This window comes from Vogesella sp. (assembly GCF_046297735.1).
In the GTDB taxonomy this organism is placed as follows: domain Bacteria; phylum Pseudomonadota; class Gammaproteobacteria; order Burkholderiales; family Chromobacteriaceae; genus Vogesella; species Vogesella urethralis.
In genome coordinates this window covers 35,704-56,533 of sequence record NZ_JBKBHK010000001.1, presented here as the reverse complement: position 1 = coordinate 56,533, position 20,830 = coordinate 35,704, and the positions used below count along the sequence as shown (strand labels likewise).

At 62.4% G+C, this 20,830-nt stretch carries 22 protein-coding genes; 8 read left to right on the top strand and 14 right to left on the bottom strand.

Annotated elements, in window-relative coordinates:
• Positions 1 to 34: 34 nt before the first annotated feature.
• From ACK4FZ_RS00305 to ACK4FZ_RS00295, 3 genes are all read left to right on the top strand, one after another.
• Positions 35 to 1,438, top strand: coding sequence for a PhoH family protein (locus ACK4FZ_RS00305; protein WP_409817774.1), 1,404 nt, complete (start codon positions 35 to 37; stop codon positions 1,436 to 1,438).
• Entirely contained in the window at positions 1,435 to 2,235 is an 801-nt protein-coding gene (locus ACK4FZ_RS00300) for an alpha/beta hydrolase (protein ID WP_409817773.1), read from the top strand. Before ACK4FZ_RS00305 ends, ACK4FZ_RS00300 begins: the two co-directional genes overlap by 4 nt.
• A 98-nt stretch (positions 2,236 to 2,333) precedes the next feature.
• Positions 2,334 to 3,266 (top strand): DUF808 domain-containing protein, encoded by a 933-nt coding sequence (locus tag ACK4FZ_RS00295; RefSeq protein ID WP_409817772.1) that lies wholly within the window; start codon positions 2,334 to 2,336, stop codon positions 3,264 to 3,266.
• 474 nt (positions 3,267 to 3,740) lie between these two features.
• On the opposite strand, the gene ACK4FZ_RS00290 is transcribed toward ACK4FZ_RS00295, so the two are convergent.
• Positions 3,741 to 4,994 carry an Hsp70 family protein gene (locus ACK4FZ_RS00290; RefSeq protein ID WP_409817771.1) on the bottom strand — a complete coding sequence of 418 codons (1,254 nt, stop codon included), beginning with the start codon at positions 4,992 to 4,994 and terminating at the stop codon, positions 3,741 to 3,743.
• 46 nt (positions 4,995 to 5,040) lie between these two features.
• On the bottom strand, positions 5,041 to 5,553 hold the full coding sequence (locus ACK4FZ_RS00285) for a DUF962 domain-containing protein (protein WP_409817770.1): 513 nt from the start codon (positions 5,551 to 5,553) through the stop codon (positions 5,041 to 5,043).
• Positions 5,554 to 5,634: 81 nt separating this feature from the next.
• Here ACK4FZ_RS00285 and ACK4FZ_RS00280 point away from each other — a divergent pair, with 81 nt between their 5' ends.
• Entirely contained in the window at positions 5,635 to 6,288 is a 654-nt protein-coding gene (locus ACK4FZ_RS00280) for a Crp/Fnr family transcriptional regulator (protein ID WP_409817769.1), read from the top strand.
• Between the two features lie 61 nt (positions 6,289 to 6,349).
• Here the strand turns inward: ACK4FZ_RS00280 and ACK4FZ_RS00275 are convergent, their stop codons facing one another.
• Both ACK4FZ_RS00275 and ACK4FZ_RS00270 read right to left on the bottom strand, forming a co-directional pair.
• The gene (locus ACK4FZ_RS00275) at positions 6,350 to 6,661 is read right to left on the bottom strand and encodes a pyrimidine/purine nucleoside phosphorylase (protein WP_409817768.1); all 312 of its coding nucleotides are present in this window, start codon (positions 6,659 to 6,661) and stop codon (positions 6,350 to 6,352) included.
• 96 nt (positions 6,662 to 6,757) lie between these two features.
• Positions 6,758 to 7,846, bottom strand: a complete 1,089-nt coding sequence (locus ACK4FZ_RS00270; protein WP_170252438.1) for an HD domain-containing phosphohydrolase — start codon at positions 7,844 to 7,846, stop codon at positions 6,758 to 6,760.
• A 317-nt stretch (positions 7,847 to 8,163) separates the two neighbouring features.
• Between ACK4FZ_RS00270 and ACK4FZ_RS00265 the strand changes: the two genes are divergently transcribed.
• Positions 8,164 to 8,367, top strand: coding sequence for a cold-shock protein (locus tag ACK4FZ_RS00265; RefSeq protein ID WP_144371729.1), 204 nt, complete (start codon positions 8,164 to 8,166; stop codon positions 8,365 to 8,367).
• An 82-nt stretch (positions 8,368 to 8,449) separates the two neighbouring features.
• A complete protein-coding gene (locus ACK4FZ_RS00260) occupies positions 8,450 to 9,010 on the top strand; it encodes a DUF1415 domain-containing protein (RefSeq protein WP_409817767.1) in 561 nt (186 codons plus the stop codon).
• Positions 9,011 to 9,110: 100 nt separating this feature from the next.
• Here ACK4FZ_RS00260 and ACK4FZ_RS00255 read toward each other — a convergent pair whose 3' ends face one another.
• On the bottom strand, positions 9,111 to 9,686 hold the full coding sequence (locus ACK4FZ_RS00255) for a lysophospholipid acyltransferase family protein (RefSeq protein WP_409817766.1): 576 nt from the start codon (positions 9,684 to 9,686) through the stop codon (positions 9,111 to 9,113).
• Positions 9,687 to 9,947: 261 nt separating this feature from the next.
• On the opposite strand from ACK4FZ_RS00255, the gene ACK4FZ_RS00250 reads away from it, so the two are divergent.
• Complete coding sequence (locus ACK4FZ_RS00250) at positions 9,948 to 10,115, top strand: hypothetical protein (protein ID WP_409817765.1); 168 nt, start codon at positions 9,948 to 9,950, stop codon at positions 10,113 to 10,115.
• Positions 10,116 to 10,246: 131 nt separating this feature from the next.
• Here ACK4FZ_RS00250 and ACK4FZ_RS00245 read toward each other — a convergent pair whose 3' ends face one another.
• From ACK4FZ_RS00245 to ald, 9 genes are all read right to left on the bottom strand, one after another.
• Positions 10,247 to 11,161 (bottom strand): GNAT family N-acetyltransferase, encoded by a 915-nt coding sequence (locus ACK4FZ_RS00245; RefSeq protein ID WP_409817764.1) that lies wholly within the window; start codon positions 11,159 to 11,161, stop codon positions 10,247 to 10,249.
• Positions 11,162 to 11,247: 86 nt separating this feature from the next.
• Positions 11,248 to 12,039 (bottom strand): TrmH family RNA methyltransferase, encoded by a 792-nt coding sequence (locus ACK4FZ_RS00240; protein WP_409817763.1) that lies wholly within the window; start codon positions 12,037 to 12,039, stop codon positions 11,248 to 11,250.
• A gap of 3 nt (positions 12,040 to 12,042) precedes the next feature.
• Entirely contained in the window at positions 12,043 to 13,371 is a 1,329-nt protein-coding gene (locus ACK4FZ_RS00235) for a histidine kinase (protein WP_409817762.1), read from the bottom strand.
• A complete protein-coding gene (locus ACK4FZ_RS00230; RefSeq protein ID WP_409817761.1) occupies positions 13,358 to 14,104 on the bottom strand; it encodes a class I SAM-dependent methyltransferase in 747 nt (248 codons plus the stop codon). Before ACK4FZ_RS00230 ends, ACK4FZ_RS00235 begins: the two co-directional genes overlap by 14 nt.
• Positions 14,104 to 15,033, bottom strand: coding sequence for a flagellar motor protein MotB (gene motB, locus ACK4FZ_RS00225; RefSeq protein ID WP_409817760.1), 930 nt, complete (start codon positions 15,031 to 15,033; stop codon positions 14,104 to 14,106). The genes ACK4FZ_RS00230 and motB overlap by 1 nt, the downstream gene beginning before the upstream one ends.
• Positions 15,034 to 15,311: 278 nt before the next feature.
• Positions 15,312 to 16,691: an aspartate aminotransferase family protein gene (locus ACK4FZ_RS00220; protein ID WP_409817759.1), complete on the bottom strand. Its 1,380-nt coding sequence runs from the start codon at positions 16,689 to 16,691 to the stop codon at positions 15,312 to 15,314.
• Positions 16,692 to 16,763: 72 nt separating this feature from the next.
• Positions 16,764 to 18,098 carry a glutamine synthetase family protein gene (locus ACK4FZ_RS00215; RefSeq protein ID WP_409817758.1) on the bottom strand — a complete coding sequence of 445 codons (1,335 nt, stop codon included), beginning with the start codon at positions 18,096 to 18,098 and terminating at the stop codon, positions 16,764 to 16,766.
• 54 nt (positions 18,099 to 18,152) lie between these two features.
• Positions 18,153 to 18,908 (bottom strand): gamma-glutamyl-gamma-aminobutyrate hydrolase family protein, encoded by a 756-nt coding sequence (locus tag ACK4FZ_RS00210; RefSeq protein ID WP_409817757.1) that lies wholly within the window; start codon positions 18,906 to 18,908, stop codon positions 18,153 to 18,155.
• Between the two features lie 15 nt (positions 18,909 to 18,923).
• Positions 18,924 to 20,048, bottom strand: coding sequence for an alanine dehydrogenase (ald, locus tag ACK4FZ_RS00205; RefSeq protein WP_409817756.1), 1,125 nt, complete (start codon positions 20,046 to 20,048; stop codon positions 18,924 to 18,926).
• 210 nt (positions 20,049 to 20,258) lie between these two features.
• Here ald and ACK4FZ_RS00200 point away from each other — a divergent pair, with 210 nt between their 5' ends.
• A complete protein-coding gene (locus tag ACK4FZ_RS00200; protein ID WP_409817755.1) occupies positions 20,259 to 20,804 on the top strand; it encodes a cupin domain-containing protein in 546 nt (181 codons plus the stop codon).
• Positions 20,805 to 20,830 lie beyond the last annotated feature (26 nt).

The window sequence follows — 20,830 nt, the reverse complement described above, 5'->3', positions numbered from 1 at the left end:
ACCGCGAGGCCCCGCTCATCAAGGGGCCTCTATCATGGCAAGCCGCAAAAAGACCAAAACCGTCAAGCTGTTTGTTCTCGATACCAATGTGCTGTTGCACGACCCTACCTGCCTGTTCCGCTTCGAGGAACACGACGTCTTCATCCCCATCATCACGCTGGAAGAGCTGGACACCCACAAGAAGGGCATGACCGAAGTGGCGCGCAATGCCCGCCAGGCCAGCCGCTTCCTGGACGAGATCGTGCGCGCCGGCGCCGGCAGCATCGACACCGGCATCCCGCTGCAAAGCGCCAGCCGTGACGCCGCCAGCGGCAAGCTGCGGCTGCAGACCCAGGCCATCCACGCCGTGCTGCCCGCCTCCATGCCGGTAGGCAAGGCCGACAACCAGATCCTGGGCATCGTGATGGCGCTGAAAGAGCGCGAGCCCGGCCGCAACGTGATCCTGGTGTCCAAAGACATCAATATGCGCATCAAGGCCAGCGCACTGGGGCTAGAGGCCGAAGACTATTTCAACGACAAGGTGCTGGAAGACACCGACCTGCTGTACACCGGCACCCGCGAAATCGACCCCGGCTTCTGGGACCGCAATGGCAAAGACCTCAAATCGTGGCAGGAACACGGCCGCACCTACTACCAGATCAAGGGTAGCGACGTTGCCAGCCTGCACCTGAACCAGCTGCTGTGGCAGCAAGGCGACCAGCCCTTGCAATGTCGCGTCACCCAGATCGACGGCAAGGGCGCGGTACTGGAAACGCTGAAGGACTACAGCCACCAGAAGAACAACGTGTGGGGCATTACCGCGCGCAACCGCGAACAGAACTTTGCGCTGAACCTGCTGATGAACCCGGAAATCGACTTCGTCACCCTGCTGGGCCAGGCCGGCACCGGCAAGACGCTGCTGACCTTGGCCGCAGGCTTGGCGATGACGTTGGAGCAAAAGCTGTACAGCGAAATCATCATGACCCGCGTTACCGTGCCGGTGGGCGAGGACATCGGCTTCCTGCCCGGCACCGAAGAAGAGAAAATGCTGCCGTGGATGGGCGCGCTGGAAGACAACCTGGACGTGCTCAACCGCAACGAGGACGATGGCGGCGAGTGGGGCCGTGCCGCCACCCGCGACCTGATCCGCAGCCGCATCAAGGTAAAATCACTGAACTTCATGCGCGGTCGCACCTTCCTCAACAAATACCTGATCATCGACGAAGCGCAGAACCTGACGCCCAAGCAGATGAAAACCCTGATCACCCGCGCCGGCCCCGGCACCAAGGTGGTCTGCCTGGGCAACATCAGCCAGATCGACACCCCCTACCTTACCGAGGGCAGCTCCGGCCTGACTTACGTCGTTGACCGCTTCAAAGGCTGGGATCATTCCGGCCACATCACCCTGCAGCGCGGCGAACGCTCGCGTCTGGCAGACCACGCCGCCGAGGTACTGTGAGTTCGCTACAACTTGAGTTGATCCACCAAGCACCGGCAGGGGCCGCACTGGACGTGCCGCCCCTGCTGTTTGTCCACGGCGCTTACAGCAGCGCCCGCTGCTGGCAGCAACACTTCCTGCCCTGGTTCGCCGCGCAAGGCTACGACTGCTGGGCGCTGAGCCTGGAAGGCCACGGCCACAGCGAAGGCCAGGCCTGGCTGGCCGCCACCAGCATTGACGACTACGCGGCCAACGTGGCGCAGGCAGTACGGCAGATCGGCCGCGCGCCGGTGTTGCTGGGCCATTCGATGGGCGGTTTCGTGTGCCAGCAATACCTGCAGCGCCACCAGGCGGCTGCGCTGGTGCTGCTGGCGTCGGTCCCGCACACCGGGCTTGCCGCCTCCACCTGGCGGCTGTTCAACCAGTCACCCGGCATGCTGCTGGGGCTCAACCTGTTTCAGCAAGGCAACTACCAGCCACACACCAGCGAACTGCAAGGCATGCTGTTCTCTGCCGACGCCCCGCTAGCGGACGTAGCCTGGATGGCGGCCAACAGCCAGGTGGAAAGCGTGCGCGCCATCATGGACATGTCGATGGTGTCGCCGCTGGCAAGGCCGCGGCTGAACTTGCCGGTACTGATACTGGGCGGCGAGCACGACCAGCTGATCAGCGCCGCCGAAGTGCGGCAGATGGCGCAAGCGCTGGGCCTGCCGTGCGAGATCCTGCCCGGCACCGCCCACATGCTGATGCTGGACACGCGCTGGCAGCATGCTGCCCAGCGTATCCATCACTGGTTGCAGCAACACTTGATGACATAGTCACGCTTTGCTACCGTGTACGTCCCGCCCGGCAACCGCCGGGCTTTTCGTGTCGCCGTTTGCACAACAGCGACCGCCTTTGCTGACAGGAAACAAACATGGCTGGTAGTAGCCTGCTAATGCTGATTGATGACATCGCCACTATTCTGGACGACGTGGCGGTAATGACCAAAGTGGCCGCCAAGAAAACCGCCGGCGTACTGGGTGACGACCTGGCGCTGAACGCGCAACAGGTGGCCGGCGTGCAAGCCGACCGCGAGCTGCCGGTGGTCTGGGCCGTAGCGCTGGGCTCGCTGCGTAACAAGGCCATTCTGGTGCCGCTGGCGCTGGCCATCAGCGCCTTTGCACCCATCCTGATCACCCCGCTACTGATGATAGGCGGCGCCTTCCTGTGCTTTGAAGGCGTGGAAAAACTGGCGCACAAATACCTGCACGCCGCCGAGGAAGACGCCGAGCACAACGACAGGTTGGCCGCACTGACCAACCCCGACGTGGACATGGTGGCTTACGAGAAAGACAAGATCAAAGGCGCCATCACCACCGACTTCATCCTGTCCGCCGAGATCATCGCCATCACGCTGGGCACCGTCGCCACGCAGCCGTTCCTGTCGCAGCTGGTGGTGCTGACCGGCATCTCGCTGATCATGACTGTCGGCGTGTACGGCCTGGTAGCCGGCATCGTCAAGCTGGACGACATCGGCCTGTACCTGACACGCAAACCGGGCGCTGCCAGCCAGCAACTGGGCCGTGCGCTGGTAAACGCCGCCCCGCCGCTGATGCGCTTTCTGGCCGTGGCCGGCACCATCGCGATGTTCCTGGTTGGCGGTGGCATCCTTACCCACGGCCTGCCGTTCGCCCACCACGCCATCGAAGCCGCCGCTCACAGCGTGGCCGGCGTCGCCGGCATCGGCGCGCTGCTGGCGGCCATTGTACCGGCGGTGCTGGACGGGCTGTTCGGCGTGGTAGCCGGCGCACTGGTACTGGCCGTGGTGATGGCAATCGGCAAGCTGCGCGGGAAAAAAGCGCACTGACGCGCAGCCTTCTGCTCCACCAAACACAAACCCCGCCAACTGGTGTAATGCCAGTCAGTTAACGCTGACTGGCGTTTTTTTTTGGCTAGGGAGTTGTTGTGTTTGAAGAGTGCTAATGTGTCCGCGATGCGGACGATGATTAGATGCCGGTTCCGCCCGGCAGACGGGAAAGGGGGCGGATTGCCGCCCCCTTTTCATTCCCCCGCAACCCGGGGCTGCTCGAAACCCCGATCAAAACGGCACGCCCCAGGCGCCGCCGAACTCGCCCCTCGCTAACGGCTCGGAGCTCAAACAAATCGGCGTCTTAAAACCCGGGGCGCACCATTTTGCCCGGCTCGCGCCAACGGGATGGGGCGCTTTACTCACGCCCTACTGCTTAAAGGCCAAGCACATTCCCTTAACTGACTGGTATTAGCCAACTAGCGGGGTTTGCTTTTACGGCTGGCACCTGCGGCCAACCTGCTGGCGGTGCACTCAGCCAAAGCGGCGCGAAGCGTCCAAAGCCAGGCCGCTACCGATACTGCCGTAGCGGTCGCCCTCCACGGCCTGCGCGGCAGGGAACATGGCGGCAATGCGCTGGCGCAGCAGCGGCACGCCGCTGGAGCCACCGGTAAAGAACACGGTATCCACCTCGCCGGCCTGCAGCTGCGCGTCGGCCAGCAGCCGCGTGACCGTAGTTTCGATGCTGACAATCTGCTTCTCGATCGCCTCGTCGAAATCGCTGCGCAATACCTCGTGCCACAGATCGCGCTCGATCTCGCCCATGTCCAGCCGCGTGCTGGCCACGTCGGACAAGGCAATCTTGGCCGCTTCCACCTGGATGGCCAGCCAGTGGCCGGCGCGCTTGTCGATCAGCGAGAACAAGCGGTCCAGCTTGCGCTGCTCCAGCGCGTCCGGGTAAATGCCCTGCAGGTCGTTCAGGGCCTTGCGGGTGTAGGCAAAGTTGATGGTGTGCCAGGTGGCCAGGTTGAAGTAGAAACCGGACGGCACCTCGGCGTTGTTCTTCAGGCGCGTGCGGTAGCCCAGCTGCGGCATCACCGCGTGCAGGCTGAGCTGCTTGTCGAAGTCGGTGCCGCCGATATGCACACCGCCGTTGGCCAGAATGTCGGCGCGACGGTCCAGCAGATGGGCACGCTCCGGCGACAGGCGCAGCAGCGAAAAGTCGGAGGTACCGCCACCGATATCGACGATCAGCACCAGCTCCTCGCGCTGCACGCGGCTTTCGTAGTCGAACGCGGCGGCAATCGGCTCGAACTGGAACGCCACTTCCTTGAAACCGACACGGCGGGCGATGTCGCCCAGCGTGTCTTGCGCCAGGCGGTCGGCCACCGGGTCGTCGTCCACAAAGAACACCGGGCGGCCGAACACGGCCTGCTCGAAAGCGCGGCCAGCCTGACGCTCGGCACGCTGCTTGAGCTCGCCGATGAACAGCGTCAGCAAGTCCAGAAAACGCAGTGGGCGACCCTGCACTTCGGTCTGCCCGTTCATCAGGCTGGTGCCCAGAATGCTCTTCAGCGAGCGCATCAGGCGGCCTTCGTAGCCATCCAGATACTCGGCGATGGCGGCGCGGCCAACCGCCGTGCTTTCTTCCTCGGCATTGAAGAACACTACCGACGGCAGCGTGGTCTTGCCGTCTTCCAGCGCCAGCAGGCTGGGCTCACCGGGGCGGCACCAGCCCACGGTCGAATTGGACGTACCAAAGTCCACGCCACAGGCTTTTACGGTCATGCTTATCCACCCCCTCAGGCAAAAGGAGCGGGATTATAGCGAAACTTCAGTGACCTGCAGCGACTTTCTGCACGCCGCGCAGCGGGCCGGCACCGGCAGTGATGGCCGCCTGCAACGGTTGGCACAAGCCCAGCAGAAACAGCCACTCCACCACCACGAACAGCGGCCCCACCAGCAGGCCCAGCAAATCGTCGACAAACGCCGGCTTGCGGCCTTCGTACCAATGGCCGACAAACTGGATGACCCAGCCCAGCGCAAACAGCAGCAGCCCCAGCCACAGGGCACCAGGCTGCGCCGCCAGCAGCGTACCGGCCCAGCCGGTCAGCAGCATCAGTACCGTCATCAGCAGGCCCAGCGGGCGGCTTAGCGCCAGATAGAACGCACACGACGCCAGCAGCACCGGCGCCAGCAGCGTCAGCCCGCCGCCCAGCGGCACTTGCGCCAGCAACTGCGCCACCGCCAGCACAATCAGCGGAATGCCGACAAAGTGGGTGCGGATATTGCGCACGTCGCGGTGGTAGCTGGCGTAATTGACTAAATGTTGTTCTAGCGTTTTCATGGTAGCCCTCCATCAGGTTGAGGCTCCATCATGCCCTTGCGCCCGGATTCACTCTGTCAAGCAGACGACAGAAGCCACGCTTTGCAGCGACTGGCGGCCGACCCCTGGTTTGCCGGCCTGCCGGATACCATGCAGGCCGCACTGCAGGCACTGGGCCAGCCACGACGCTTGCCGGCGGGCGGCTTCCTGTTTTTGCGCGAAGACGCGCCTGACGGCCTGTACGGCATTCTGGAAGGCAGCATGGTGATCGGCAGCAGCTCGCTCACCGGCAAACACAGCGTGCTGACCCGGCTGGGCGCCGGCCACTGGTTTGGCGAGGTGGCACTGTTCGACCACGGGCCGCGCACCCACGACGCCGGCAGCGACCGCGGCTGCCTGCTATGGCACGTCCCGCAAGCCGCGCTGCTGGGCTGGCTGCAAGGTTGGCCGCACGGCTGGCTGCCGCTGGGGCAGCTGATGGCTGCCAAAACGCGCAAGCTGATGCAAGGCCTGGCCCAGCAAACGCTGCTGTCGCCAGAGGCGCGCCTGGCCCAGCGCCTGTTGCTGCTGGCGGATGGCGACGGCCGCATCCGGCTTAGCCAGGAAGCGTTGGCCAGCGCCACGGGCATCAGCCGCCAAACCTGCAATGCCATCTTGCGCCAGCTGGCGGATGGCGGCTTCTTGACTATCGGGCGTGGCCACTTGCAACTGCTGGACAAACGGGCGCTCGGCCAGCTGGGGGGCGATGGCCACTGAACAGCCCGACCCAGAATGGAAAAAGGTTGGCCGCAGCCAACCTTTTTGCTTGCTACCGCGCTTAGCCGAAGTGGCAGACGTAATGCAGGGTGTCGGTCACTTCGATCTGAAACGAGCTCTCGCCAGGCACCGAGAACGAGTCGCCACCACGGTAGGTACGGGCTTCGGTTTCGCCGGCCAGCGTGACTTTGCACTCGCCAGCGATCAGCTCCATCACCTCCGGCGCACCGGTACTGAACAGCAGCTTGGACGGCAGGATCACGCCTACCGACTTGCGGGTACCATCCTGCAGGATGACGGTGTGGCTGACGCACTTGCCGTCAAAGTAAACGTTGGCTTGCTTGACCACGCTGACATTATCGAACTGACTCATGATTTCTCCTTGTTTGGGCACGGCCGTTACACGGCTCTTGCCCAGCATCATGCCCGCAGCCGATTTGCAGCGTCAACCTAGTTGCCACATCGGGCACTAGCGCACGTGCGGCAACACCATGCCGCGCTCGATCATGTCGCGCACCACCAGGTTGAAACAATTGATCCACGCCGCATCAAACTGCGACTCGCAAGCGTTGATTTCGGCCACGGCACGCAATAGCGAGCGCACCTGGCGGCGCTGGCCGTGCTTGAGAATGACGGCTTCGAAGGTATCGATGATGGCCAGCAGCTTGGCACCTTCCATGATCAACCCGGCCGGCTTGCCCGCCGGATAGCCGGTGCCATCGATACGCTCGTGGTGGTCGCGCACGATGCTGGCTGCCTCCTCCCACCCCTTCATCCGCATCAGCATGTCGGCCGCCCAGCCCGGGTGCGCCGCCAGCTGCAGCCGCTCCTCGGCGCTGAGCTTGCCCTGTTTCAGCCACAGCTCCTCAGGCAAGTACATCATGCCCACATCGTGCATGTAGACGGCGGCCTCCAGCTGCAGCGGGTCCACCTTCCAGCCCGCCGCCTCGTTACAGGCCGCCGCCAGCACCAGATTGCGCTCGGTACGGCCCTGAAACAGCACCGAGCGCTGCTCGAACTGCAACGCCAGGCTGCGGAAATACTGCAGATCCGCCTCCTGCTGCGGGTTGCGTGCCGGCAACGGCGCCACCGGCTGCTGCGGCAGGAAACCGGTAAGGCGCTTGATGACCAGCCAGGCCTGCGCCTCCACCAGCGCCGGCGGCTGCGCGGCCAGCTGGGTCATTTCGTCCACCATGCGGTTGAAGTCGGCCAGCGAGATTTCACGCCCGGTTTCCAGCTCGCTGACCAACAGCTCCAGCCGGTCCAGCGCCAGCAACAGCAGCTGCTCCAGTGCCGCCGTAAACGGCAGCGACCCGGCGCGTACCATGCCCAGCAGGTCTTCTGCCGCGTGCACCATCGGCTCGACAAACGGCAGCCGGCACAGGCCGGCATCACCCTTGATGGTGTGAAAAAGCCGCATCAGCTCGCCCAGCATGGCGATATCCTGCGGGCTCTGCCGCAAGGCGGCCAACAGGTTGGCAATACGCGGCGCGTAGTCATCGAGCGCGTACTGGAAGTCGGAAAAACTTTCTTCATCTTCAATGCGATATCGATCCATGCCGGTCTCCGTCATTAGCCTGCGTACTATTTACTGTGCCTGTGTGAACTATAGTTTGCGCCACCACTACGCTGCGAGCTTTTCCAGCCAATACCCTGACGCATGCCAGCAAAGACCCTGATGCCAGTGGTTTTTTATCAGGGCACCACAAAAAACACTTGCCGACATTTGTAAGCGCAGGCAGACTGCGTGCTGCAGTTTTTCAAGTCGTGATCTGTCAGTTGTTGTAGTGGCGTTGCCCGTACCACAGTTTGTCATTTCCCTTGATTGACATGCGCTTTTCTCATACTCAACGCTATTCCATAAGGGAACAGAACATGGCAACCGGTACCGTTAAATGGTTCAATGACTCCAAGGGCTTCGGCTTCATCACTCCGGACAACGGCGGTGACGACGTATTCGCTCACTTCTCCCAGATCAACGCTAAAGGCTTCCGCACCCTGGCTGAAAACCAGCGTGTAAGCTTCGACATCGTGGAAGGCCCGAAAGGCAAACAGGCTTCCAACATCCAGGGTCTGTAATCCAGATACCCGGCTGTACGCCTGAAAAGAAACCCGGATGCCCGCATCCGGGTTTTTTGCATTAACCGCCCCGGAGCAAAACATGGAACTGACCCACGACGATATCATTGCCGCTACCCGCAATTGGCTGGAAAAGGCCGTGATCGGCCTCAACCTGTGCCCGTTTGCCAAGGCGGTGTACGTCAAAGACCAGGTGCGCATCATCGTCAGCGACGCCAAAGACCCGGCCGCGCTGCTGGAGCACCTGATGACCGAGCTGCGCCTGCTGGCCGACAGCGACCCGGAAGAAATCGATACCACGCTGCTGGTGCACCCGTACGTGCTGCAGCGCTTCCTGGACTTCAACGACTTCCTCGAAATTGCCGACGCAGCGCTGGCCGACATGGGCCTGGAGGGGGAATTGCAGGTGGCCGACTTCCACCCCAAATTCCAGTTTGCCGGCACCACGCTGAACGACGTCAGCAACAATACCAACCGCTCGCCATTCCCCACCCTGCACCTGATTCGCGAGAGCAGTATCGACCGCGCCGTGGAAGCCTTTCCCGACGCTGCCACTATTTATGAGCGCAATATTGCCCTGATGCAGGAACTGGGCCGCGAAGGCTGGGAAGCGCTGAATGTCGGCGCCCCGAAAGCCAAATAAGCGACCACCCGGCATTCAGTTTCCATGCCGGCTGCAACACGGCCGCAAGCCAATAAAAAAACCGGCACAGCGCCGGTTTTTTTATTGAGACATTTAAATACTACTGGTTATACGGGCATTTGCCGCGCACATCACGGTAACGCGCCCGGATTAACGGCATGTCGTGTGCAATATCGCCGGTGGGCTGAAACAGACCCATTACCCCGCCCTGTTTACGGGAAAAATCCAGATACCCCAGCGCGATGGGCACCTGTGCACCGCAGGCAATATGGTAAAAGCCGGTCTTCCATTCGCTGACCCGCGAACGGGTGCCTTCCGGCGGCACTGCGACCACCAGGCTGTCGCTGCGCTGGTAGACCTCGATCATCTGCTCTACTAACGAGTTTTTCTGCCGACGATCGACAGAAATGCCACCCAACCAACGCATCATCGGGCCGGCAGGGCCACTGAACAGGGTGTGCTTGCCCATCCAGTACAGTTTGGCACCGCCGGCAAAGCAGAACATCAGCGTAAACGGAAAATCCCAGTTACTGGTATGCGGTGCACCGATCAGCACGTATTTCTTGTCACGCGGGAAATCCCCTACCAGGCGCCAGCCCAGCAGGCGCAGCATGATCAGGGAAAACCAGCGCAACAAAGTGCGCAGCACAGGGGTATCGAAAATGGTGTAGTGCATCCAGAGCAACCGCTAGATAAAAAACGGCGCACTATAACACGTCGCGACCTGCACCAAGCCGGCATTGAAAAGAATACTCGCCGCGGCACATTCGATAGATTTTTCCAGACGAATACAACACTTAAGCAAGCGATTTGCGTCTGCGGCAGCGCAACATGCAATTGGGGCTTGCCAGCCGGCTTGCAGCGGCGTAATAAAGCAGTAATGCAAAGCGGTCAGATTGCTAGATAGAGCAGCATCCCTTACGAAGGAGAAGCCGTCATGTCCCAGTATCAGTCCAAATCTGCTTACTACGAAGTGCGCGCCGAAGTGCGCAGCAACATCCTGGCTGGCAAGCCGATGCCGCGCAGTCGCCCATGTGACATCCGCAATGCCGCCGCCCGACGCGAGATCGAGCGCCGGCGTATCGAACGCGAGTCACAAGAATAAGCGCCATCATCCATTGCGCAAAGCTGCCAGTATGCAGTTTGCGTCACGCTGGCCAGCATTATTAGCTGGCCACATGCTTCTTACGCGCAACAGCCTGCCAGCAGCCTCACCGCAGCAGGCTGCAATAGCAGTCAAGCCTGATCCTTGCCTGCATCCCAGCGGTAGTAAATATCCCACTCCTCCTCATGCGTCAGCATAAATCCGTGACGCAAATAAAACCGGTTGGCCGCGCTGCCGCGCAGCGCCCCCAGCTTGATGGGCACCCCCAGTGCCGCCGCCTCGGCCTGCATTTGCTGCAGTACCGCGCTGCCTACGCCCTGCCCTTGCTGCGCCGGCAGCAGGTAAAAGTGGTCGAGATAGTGGTGGTCGCTTTGCCGGCGACACGCCAGAAAGCCGATACGCTGCCCGGCGCGCACGATCCAGCGGGTAATGGCCGGCTGGTAACTGGCGGCCAAGCGTTCGCGGGCGCGCTGCGGGTCGAAGCGGCCGATGGCGCTGAGGCTGGGCTGCATTGCCGCCAGCCGCAGCGCCAGCAAGGCCTCGAAGTCGTCATCGACACACGGCGCCAGCTGATAGCCCGCCGCTGCCACCGTAGCAGCCAGCGGCTTGCGCATGAACACGCTCAGCGGGTGGTTGGGGTAGTCACCAAACGCTGCGCAGCGCTCAAAACCCTGCGCCGCGTAGAAGGCCAGCGCCGCCGGCTGCAGCGGGCCGGTTTCCAGCATCAACGCCGGGCAGCCTGCTGCCTGCGCGGCGGCGGTCAGCTGCTGCAGCAATAGCGCGGCAACGCCCTGCCGGCGCAACGCCGGCTGCACGTACATGCGCTTGATCTCGCCATAATCGCCGCCCAGCACCACAGCGGCGCAGCCACGCGCCACGCCGTCTGCGTCGCGCGCCACGGCAAAACGCACCTGCGGCTGGGCCAGCGCGGCGATGTCCAAGGTATAGCAGGCTTCGGGCGGGTACAGGCTGCCCTGGTAGGCGTCCAGCTCGGCAATGAGGGCAATGATGTCGGCTTGGTCCGGGTCTTCGAAGGCGATGTGCATGGCAGGCGTCCGGCTGGCGAAAGGTTGGCCGCAAAGAAAAATGGCAGGGTTTTCACCCTGCCATGCCGCAACGCCAATGGCAAGCGTCAAGCGCCCGCTTCCAGTTGGCGCACACGCTCGAACAGACAAACAGTCGCCGCCATCGCCACGTTCAGCGACTCGGCGTGGCCCGGCATCGGAATGCGCACCCGCACGTCGGCGGCGGCCAGCACGGCGGCACTGACGCCGGCGCCTTCATTACCAAAAACGAACGCCACATCGCCGGCCAGCTGCTGGCTGTACAGCGACACGCTGCCTTCCAGATGCGTGACCAGCTTGCGCCCCGGCCAGGCGGCCAGCACGGCGGGCAGATCGGCCGCTTCGTGGATATTGAGTGCAAAGTGCGCGCCCATACCGGCGCGCAATACCTTGGGCGAGTACACGTCGACGCAGCCTTTGGACAGGTAGACATCCCGCACGTTGGCCGCAGCGGCGCAGCGCAGGATGGTGCCCAGGTTGCCCGGGTCTTGCACGTCGTCCAGCATCACGCACGGCGCGCCACTGGCGGTGGCGTGCGCTGCCGGGCGCTGACAGACGGTGAGCACTTCGGACGGCGTGGCCAGCGCGGTGACTTTGGCCAGCACCGGCGTGGACACCAACACCAGGCGGCGGGTATCGAGGCGCGACAACAGCGGCAACAGCTCGCCGTGGTGCTGCGCGCTTTCGTTGACGTAGACGGTGTCGATGGCGAGGCCGGCGTCCAGTGCTGATTGCAGCAGATGGATGCCTTCCAGCACCAGCTGACCGTGTTTGCGGCGGTCGCGGGCATTGGCGAGCAGGCGGCCCAGATGTTTGAGGTCATCGTTGGCCGCCGAAGTCAGAATCTTGTGGAATGTCATGCTTTACAGGGTTATTTGCGACACCCGCGCTACGGTTTCCTTGAAGCGCTGGTAGGTGTCGTCGTCGATCGGTTTGTTGCTGCGGAAGTTGTCGACGTAGAACACCCCGGCCAGCGTATGGCCGGTAAACACCGACATGCTGGCAAAGGCGCTCTCGCCAATGTGATTGAAAAATTCGTCGCCGTATTTGCGCGCCAGCTGGATGCGGGTGGCCATCGGCGCGTGGAAGCTTTGCGGCTTGCTGGCCAGCAGGTTGAAAAAGCTGCCCGGCTCCAGCGATACCGCCAGCTTGCGCAGCGGGTCTTTGTCGTCCAGCCCCACCTGGTAGCGCAGGCGCAAGGTATGGCTGGGCTGGTCGTAACGCAGGAAGAAAATGCGCTCCAGCTTGAGGTCGTTGGCAAAGTGGCGGATGGACTCGCGCAGCGCCAGGTCCAGCTGCTCGGCGCTGCTGAGCGTGGAAACCGGGTTTTGCTGCAGCACGCTGGGGAACGGGCCTTCCATGTACATATAGGCTCGGGCGCTGTAGGTGTAGCCGGTAGCACGCGGGTTGCGCGCAATCTGCAGGATGGCCTGCTGCACCACGCGGTGCGCGTCTTCCGGGCTGCAACCCATCAGCTTGGCGGCCGCCTCGATGCCGACGTTCCACTGCGGTCGCCACCAACCCTGGTCCACGCCGTTGGCGGTGGCAATGGCCAACTTCAGCAACTGCTTGCGGCGGTTGCCCGGGCCGGTACCCAGGTTGGCCAGCAAACCGCTGGGCAGCGGCATCTTCTGGATGAACTGCTCCAGCAGCTTGGGGTATTCGGTCTTGAATACCTCGGACACTTCCTGCAGCAGCGGGCCTTGCGGGACGCGGTTGCGGTAAATCAGGTACAGGCAGGCCGGCAGGTTGTACACCAGCGCCGCCAGGAAGCAGTCTTCCACCTTGTAGTCGTCCAGCATCGCCAGCCAGCCCTTGATGGTGAAGGCGGCAATGCGGCTGCGGCCCAGCCAGTCACCCAGCGCGTCCATCACGTCTTCATCCAGCTTGCCACGGCTGACTTCCAGCACCGGGATATTGCGAAAGCGGGTATTGACCGCTTCCAGCCCCAGCATCATCAGCATCTGCTCGACGGTGGGGTTGGCCTCGCTGCGTTGCAGCGCCTTGCTGGCGCCCACTACCCGCAGCAGGTCCAGCAACAGGAAGGGGTCGGACAGCGTCAGGTTGGACAGATCGGCAAACGCGATCTGGTCGGGGTGCTGGCCCATCATCTGGCGCACCTTCTGCGCGGTGCCAGGCAGTATCGGCCAGCGGTTTTCTGCCAGGGAAGACAACCAGTTAGCAAGTTCCATGCGGATGACGCCAGATCAAGAGTTCTTTTTGCAATACGCCCTGCAGCGGCAGGCGCTGGTCGGGCTCTTGGGCATTGATGGTGAAAGTATTACTTATCAGCCAGCTATTTGCGCAGCATTTGTTTAAGAACTGCTGCCACACCCTGTCCATCGGGACAGGGGACAGAAACGCATGCACCACATCGAACGCGGCCCAGTCCTGCTGCCAAAAGTTGCCGTAACACAGGCGAGCGTTGCCGGGGCGGCCAGCCAGCACATGGCGCAGGCGGCTGTACAGCCAGGGCAGCACGGCGTTTTCCACGCCGGTTACCTGTACATCCGGCCGCAGTTGCGCCAAGCGCAGCACCACGCGACCGTCGCCGCTGCCCAGGTCCAGCACGCGGGCGCCGTGTGGCAGCCAAGCGGCCAACGCGGCCGTACTTTCACGCGACGACAGGTACAGCGGCACTTGCTCGGTTAGCGCATTGCGTGACACGGCATAGGTGAGCACGAAGGCCAACAGGTATACCCACGGTGGCAGCGCCAGCCACAAGGCCAGCATCAGCAAGGGGCCGAACGCCGCGTGTTGCCAGCGCGCCAAGCCGCGCTGACGTGCCAGTGCCGCCAACAGCAAGGCCAGCGCCGCCTGCAGCAGCGCCCAATATAACGGCTGCGCCAGCGGCGCTATAAAGTAAAACGCCAGCAAGGCGGCCAGCAGCTGGATAAGCAGCGTACGCAGAACTACGCGCAGCATTACTGGCCGCCAGCCGGGGCGACGGCAGCTGCAGCTTGTTGCGGCGTACTGACGCTAGCACCGCTTAAGTCTGCATCCTGCGAAATCAGACCATCACCGCGAATGCGGGCTTCCGCTTCCTTATTGAGGATAACAATGGCGATACGGCGGTTTTCCGGGCTGAACACGTTCTGCTTGTTAAACGGGTCGGCCGCACCCAGGCCCACCACGCGCAGCACTTTCTCGTCCAGCATGCCACCAGCCACCATTTCACGGCGCGCCGCGTTGGCACGGTCGGACGACAGTTCCCAGTTGGTGTAACCGGCGTCGCTCCCAGAGAAACGATTGGCATCGGTATGGCCGGAAATGCTGATCTTGTTATCGAGTTCGTTCAACTCGCGGCCGATCGACTGCAAAATCTCGCGGGTATGGCCCAACGGTGCAATACCGCCAGACTGGAACATCGGCCGGTTCTGCTCATCGATGATCATGATGCGCAGGCCGTCCGGCGTCATTTCCATTTTCACCTGATTCTTGAACTGCTTCATCAGCTCGGTCTTGTTCAGGCTTTCGTCCAGCTTGTTCTGCAGACGTTGCTGCAGCTTGTTAAGTTTTTGCGCCTCTTCTTCAGCCTTGGCCGGGTCGGGGTTACCCTTGCGTACCAAGCCGGCCGATTTGGTCAGGTCGGTACCGCCACCCTTGATCACAGACGTGGACGCACCGGCACCCTCACCGCCTTGCAATGCAGTCTTGAGCGGTGACTTGAAGAAATCGGAGATGCCGCTCAGGGTACCCTGCGAGGTGGAACCCAGCAGCCACATCAACAGGAAAAAGGCCATCATGGCGGTAACGAAGTCGGCATAAGCAATCTTCCATGCCCCGCCATGGTGACCATGGCCACCTTTCTTGATCTTTTTGACGACTATGGGGCGTTGTGATTCGTCAGCCATGCTTGCAGCCCTTGTTAGCTCGGTGTTTGGGGCCGGCGCCTGCGGGCACCTGCCTGTATACGGACAGGCGCCATCGGGATCACAAGCTGCAGCATAGCGTGCAGCGGGCGGCGCCAGGGTTGGCCGCACAATGGGCGCGGCCAACCCTTATCTTACTACATGACCTGCAGCTTCGGCAGGCCGGCTCGCCTGCCATCCGGCATGGCGCGGGCCGCTGCCGGCAAAGAAAAACCCCTTCCGGGCGGAAGGGGTTGGTCTTGGCGTGCCGGGCGGCAGGGTCAGGCCAGACCTTTTTCCTTCAGCTTGCGCTCGAAGGTTTCCATGCAGCGGGCGGCGGTGGCCAGCATCTGGTCGATCTCGTCCTTGCTGATCACCAGCGGCGGCGCCGACACGATGTGGTCGCCGCAGGCCCGCATGATCAGGTTGTTGGCAAAGAAGATGTCACGGCACATCAGGCCGATCTCGCCCCAGTTGTCGAACAGCTCGCGCGTTTGCTTGTTTTTCACCAAGGTGAACGCCTGGATCAGGCCCACACCGCGGATGTCGTCCACGTGATCGAACTGGCTGAAGGTTTCGCGCCAGCGCTGCTGCATGTACGGGCCGATGTCTTCCTTCACGCGCTGCACGATGCCTTCGTCGCGCAGTGCCTTCACGTTGGCGTGCGCCACGGCGGCGGCTACCGGGTGGCCGGAATAGGTAAAGCCATGGTTGAAGTCACCGCCGGCCGCCAGCGTGGCGGCCACTTCGTCGTTGACGAACACCGCGCCGATCGGCAGGTAGCCGGAAGACAGACCCTTGGCCGTGGTGTAGATGGCCGGCTGGAAGCCGAAATGGGTCTGACCGAACCACTCGCCGGTACGGCCAAAGCCGCAGATCACTTCGTCGGCCACCAGCAGGATGTCGTACTTGCGGCAGATGCGCTCCACTTCCGGCCAGTAGGTGGACGGCGGCACAATCACGCCACCAGCGCCCTGGATCGGCTCGCCGACGAAAGCGGCTACCTTGTCGGCGCCGATTTCCAGAATCTTTTCTTCGATCCAGCGCGCCGCAGCCACGCCGAATTCTTCCGGCGTCATGTCTTTGCCGTGTTTGTAGTACCACGGCTGCTCAACGTGGGCGATGCCCGGAATCGGCAGGTCGCCCTGTTCGTGCATATAGCTCATGCCACCCAGGCTGGCACCGCCGATGGTGGAGCCGTGGTAGCCGTTCCAGCGACCGATCAGGGTTTTCTTCTGCGGCTTGCCTTTGACGTCCCAGTAGCGGCGCACCATGCGGATCATGGTGTCTACCGACTCGGAGCCGGAGTTGGTGTAGAACACGTGGTCGAAACCCTGCGGCGCCACCTCGGCCAGCAGGTGCGACAACTCCACCACCGCCGGGTGGGAAGTCTTGAAGAAGGTGTTGTAGTAGGCCAGTTCGTCCATCTGGCGCTTGGCCACATCGGACAGGTCCTTGCGGCCGTAGCCGATGTTCACGCACCACAGGCCGGCCATGCCGTCCATGATCTTGTTGCCTTCGCTATCCCACAGGTAAATACCATCGGCACGGGTGATCATGCGTACACCCTGCTCGTTCAGCGAAGCGGTATCGGTAAAGGGGTGCAGGTGGTGGGCGGCATCCATGTCGCGCCAGGCTGCGGTATTGCGTTGCTGCGTCATTTCTACTCTCCAGTTGACGCCGCCTGCGGGGCCAGGGTTGGCCGCAGGCGGGTGCACATTATCGTTATGGGATTACACGTGCAGCAGCAGGAATTTGCGTTCCCACGGGCTGATCACGCGGAAGTACTCGGAGAATTCTTTCTCTTTCATACCCACATACATCTTCACGAAGCGCGGGCCAAGGATCTCGGCGATGTCGCTGCAGTTCTTCAGGCGCACCAGCGCTTCTTCGGTGCCGTGCGGGAACTGGAACGGCAGTTCGTAGGCGTCGCTGGACAGCGGGTCACGCGGCTTGATCTTGTTGACCATACCGAGGTAGCCGCAGGCCAGGGTGGCGGCCATGGCGATGTACGGGTTGACGTCCACGCCCGGTACGCGGTTTTCCACGCGGCGGGCAGCCGGCGACGAGTGCGGTACGCGCAGGCCGACGGTGCGGTTGTCGTAGCCCCACTCCACGTTGGTCGGCGCGGCGGTGTAGCGCGACAGACGGCGATAGCTGTTCACATACGGGGCAAAGAACGGCATGCACTCCGGCAGGTAGTGCTGCAAGCCGCCGATGAAGTGCAGGAAGTCGTCCGACGGGCTGCCATCGGCGTTGCTGAAGATGTTCTTGCCGGTTTCGATGCTGCACACGCTCTGGTGCACGTGCATGGCGCTGCCCGGCTCGCCTTCCATCGGCTTGGCCATGAAAGTGGCATACATGTTATGACGGAATGCAGCCTCGCGCACTGTCCGCTTGAACAGGAACACCTGGTCACATAAGTCCAGCGCATTGCCGTGCAGGAAGTTGATTTCCATCTGCGCGGTGCCGATCTCGTGAATCAGGGTGTCCACTTCCAGGTTCTGGGCGTGGCAGTAGTCATAAATGTCTTCGAACAGCGGGTCGAACTCGTTGACCGCATCGATGGCGTAGGAGCGACGGCCGAATTCGGCGCGACCGGTACGGCCTACCGGCGGTGCCAGCGGGATGTCCGGATCGGGGTTCGGCGACAGCAGGTAGAACTCCATCTCGGGTGCCACAACCGGCGCCCAGCCCTTGTCTTCGTACATTTTCAGTACGCGACGCAGCACGTTACGCGGTGCCACTTCCACCGGCTGGCCGTCGGCGCGGAAGGCGTCGTAAATCAGCTGGGCGGTAGGGTCGGTAGCCCACGGTACGTAGCGCAGGGTGTTGGGGTCGGGCAGCAGGACCATGTCTGGGTCGGTCAGGTCCAGCATGCTGTCGTCGGGGTAGTCGCCGGTAACGGTCTGGATCAGTACCGCTTCCGGCAGGCGCATTTCCGACTCGGAAACAAACTTGTCCTTCGGTACGATCTTGCCGCGTGCAACGCCGGTCATGTCCGGCACAATGCACTCCATCTCGGTAATACGGTGCTCGCGCAGCCATTCAAACATTTGGTGACTCATGATGCATTTCCTCTATTTTCCGGTCTGTGCCGGAAGGTTTTGCCGAGTACGCGTCTATTGGTTTCGACGCATACGGCGCTCCCGGCAAGCGTCGCCGAAAGCCTTCAAAATTGCCTGGGAGACTTTGTTGTCCCAGTACTTCCACTCCGGGTGCCACTGCACGGCGTAGGCAAAACCCGGCGCCTTGGCAAAGCGGTAGGCCTCCACCAAGCCATCCTCGGCGCGGGCTTCCACTTCCAGGCCGTCGGCCAGGCGCTTGATGCCCTGCTGGTGGATGGAGTTGACCATCGCGTTGTCACAGCCCAGCCAGCCGCGCAGCCAGCTGCCCTCAGCCAGCTGCACCGGGTGCGCCGGGCCGTACATGTGCTCCACGTCCTGGGTATCCGGCTCGCGATGGTCGTGCAGCCCCGGCACTTCCTGCACGTGCTGATGCAGCTCGCCCCCCATCGCCACGTTAATCTCCTGGAAGCCGCGGCAAATGCCCAGCAAGGGCACGCCTTCGGCAACCAGCATGTCGATCAGCGGCAACGTGGTAGCATCGCGCGCCTTGTCGTGCAGCGTGCCCTCACGGCTGGGCTCGCCCTGATAGTGGTGCGGTTCCACATTGGAAGGCGAGCCTGGCAGCAGCACGCCGTCGACCAGGTCGACAATGGCGCGCAGCTGGCTGGCATCGCCCAACGAAGGGATAAGGATGGCAACGCCCCCGGCCCCGCCCACCGCGGCGGTGATGTACTTCTCACCCACCGCGTGGAACGGAAACAGGCCGATCTGCTTGACGTCGCAGGGAATCCCGATAATGGGTTGCTGCATAGTGTCCTCGTTTGCTCAGCCTGCCGCCCCGGCGGCCACCAGCGGGTCTACGTACGGGTAGCCCAGGTCGCGCGCCACGGCGGCGTAAGTAATCTTGCCACGGCACACATTCAGGCCGTGACGCAGGTGCACGTTATCGGTAATGGCCTGCACCCAGCCCTTGCCTGCCAGTTCCAGCGCGTACGGCAAGGTGGCATTGGTCAGTGCCATGGTGGAGGTCCGCGCCACGCCGCCCGGCATGTTGGCCACGCAGTAGTGCACGATACCGTCCACGATGTAAGTCGGGTCCTGGTGCGTGGTAGCGCGGCTGGTTTCGAAACAGCCGCCCTGGTCGATTGCCACGTCCACCAGTACCGCACCCGGTTTCAGGTGCTTCAGCATGGCGCGGCTCACCAGCTTGGGCGCCGCCGCACCCGGGATCAGCACGGCGCCGACGATCATGTCGGCTTCGCGGATGCTGTCCTCGATGTTGGCCGCATTCGACATCAGCGTCTTGATGCGGCCACCGAATACCATGTCTATCTCTTTCAGGCGCGCCAACGACTTGTCCAGCAGCGTGACGTCGGCGCCCAGTCCCATCGCCATGCGGGCGGCATTCAACCCTACCACACCGCCCCCGATCACCACCACCCGGGCCGGTGCCACGCCAGGCACACCGCCCAGCAGCACGCCGCGGCCGCCTTGCGCTTTTTCCAGCGCGTGCGCCCCGGCCTGCACCGCCATGCGGCCGGCCACTTCGGACATCGGCGCCAGCAGCGGCAGCCCGCCGCGCTCGTCGGTAACCGTCTCGTAGGCGATGGCGACAGCACCCGATTCCACCAGCAGACGGGTCTGCTCCGGGTCCGGCGCCAGGTGCAGGTAGGTAAACAGCAGCTGGCCGGGGCGCAGCATGCGGCACTCTACCGGTTGCGGCTCTTTCACCTTGATGATCATCTCGGCCTGGGCGAACACCTCTTCGGCGTGGGCGGCAATACCGGCCCCAGCCTGCAGGTAGTGTTCGTCGGTAAAACCGATCGCCAGACCGGCCTGCGTCTGCACCATCACCTTGTGGCCAGCGGCCACCAGCTCACGCACACCGGAGGGGGTAAGGCCCACGCGGTACTCATGATTTTTGATCTCCTTCGGAACGCCGATTAACATAGCTGTCTCCTTTGGTGGTGTCGTGAATATTTAGCATCAGTTGTTTAAAAAAATCTACAACAAGCTTGCAGTCACACAGGGATTTTGACTATAACTTGCACACCTTGCAAAGAAATTTCGTTATTGCAGCGCAGCAGCTGAGCAGAAACTGGTCAAAATCCTTATCATCGCACGTCTAAAATTATTAACATTTGGATTGGACAGGAACATATGGATGTTGGTGCACGACTCAGGATGGTTCGCGAACGCATGGGGCTTTCCCAACGCGAACTCGCCAAAAGGGCCGGCGTGACAAACGGCACGATCTCGCTGATCGAGCAAAACCGCGTCAGCCCCTCCATCAGCTCGCTGCGCAAGGTACTGGAAGGCTTGCCGATGACGTTGTCGGATTTCTTTACCTTCGATACCGAGCCGCAACAGGCTCATGTGTTTTATAGCAGCGAAGAGCTTCCCAATCTGGGCAACGACCAGATCCAGCTGCTGCTGGTGGGCACCGCCCATCCACGACGCGACATTGCCATCCTGCGCGAGGTATACCAGCCCGGTGCCGACACCGGCCCTGACATGCTGGTACATGAAGGGCAGGAAGGCGGCGTGGTATTGAAAGGGAATATGGAAATCACTGTGGGCAACGAAGTACGCGTACTGGGCCCGGGCGATTCCTACTATTTCGACAGCAAGCAGCCGCACCGTTTCCGCAACGTTGGCACCGACACCTGTGAAATCGTGAGCGCGAGCTCGCCGCCAACGTTCTAAGCCGCTCCGCCAGGCGGGGCGCACCC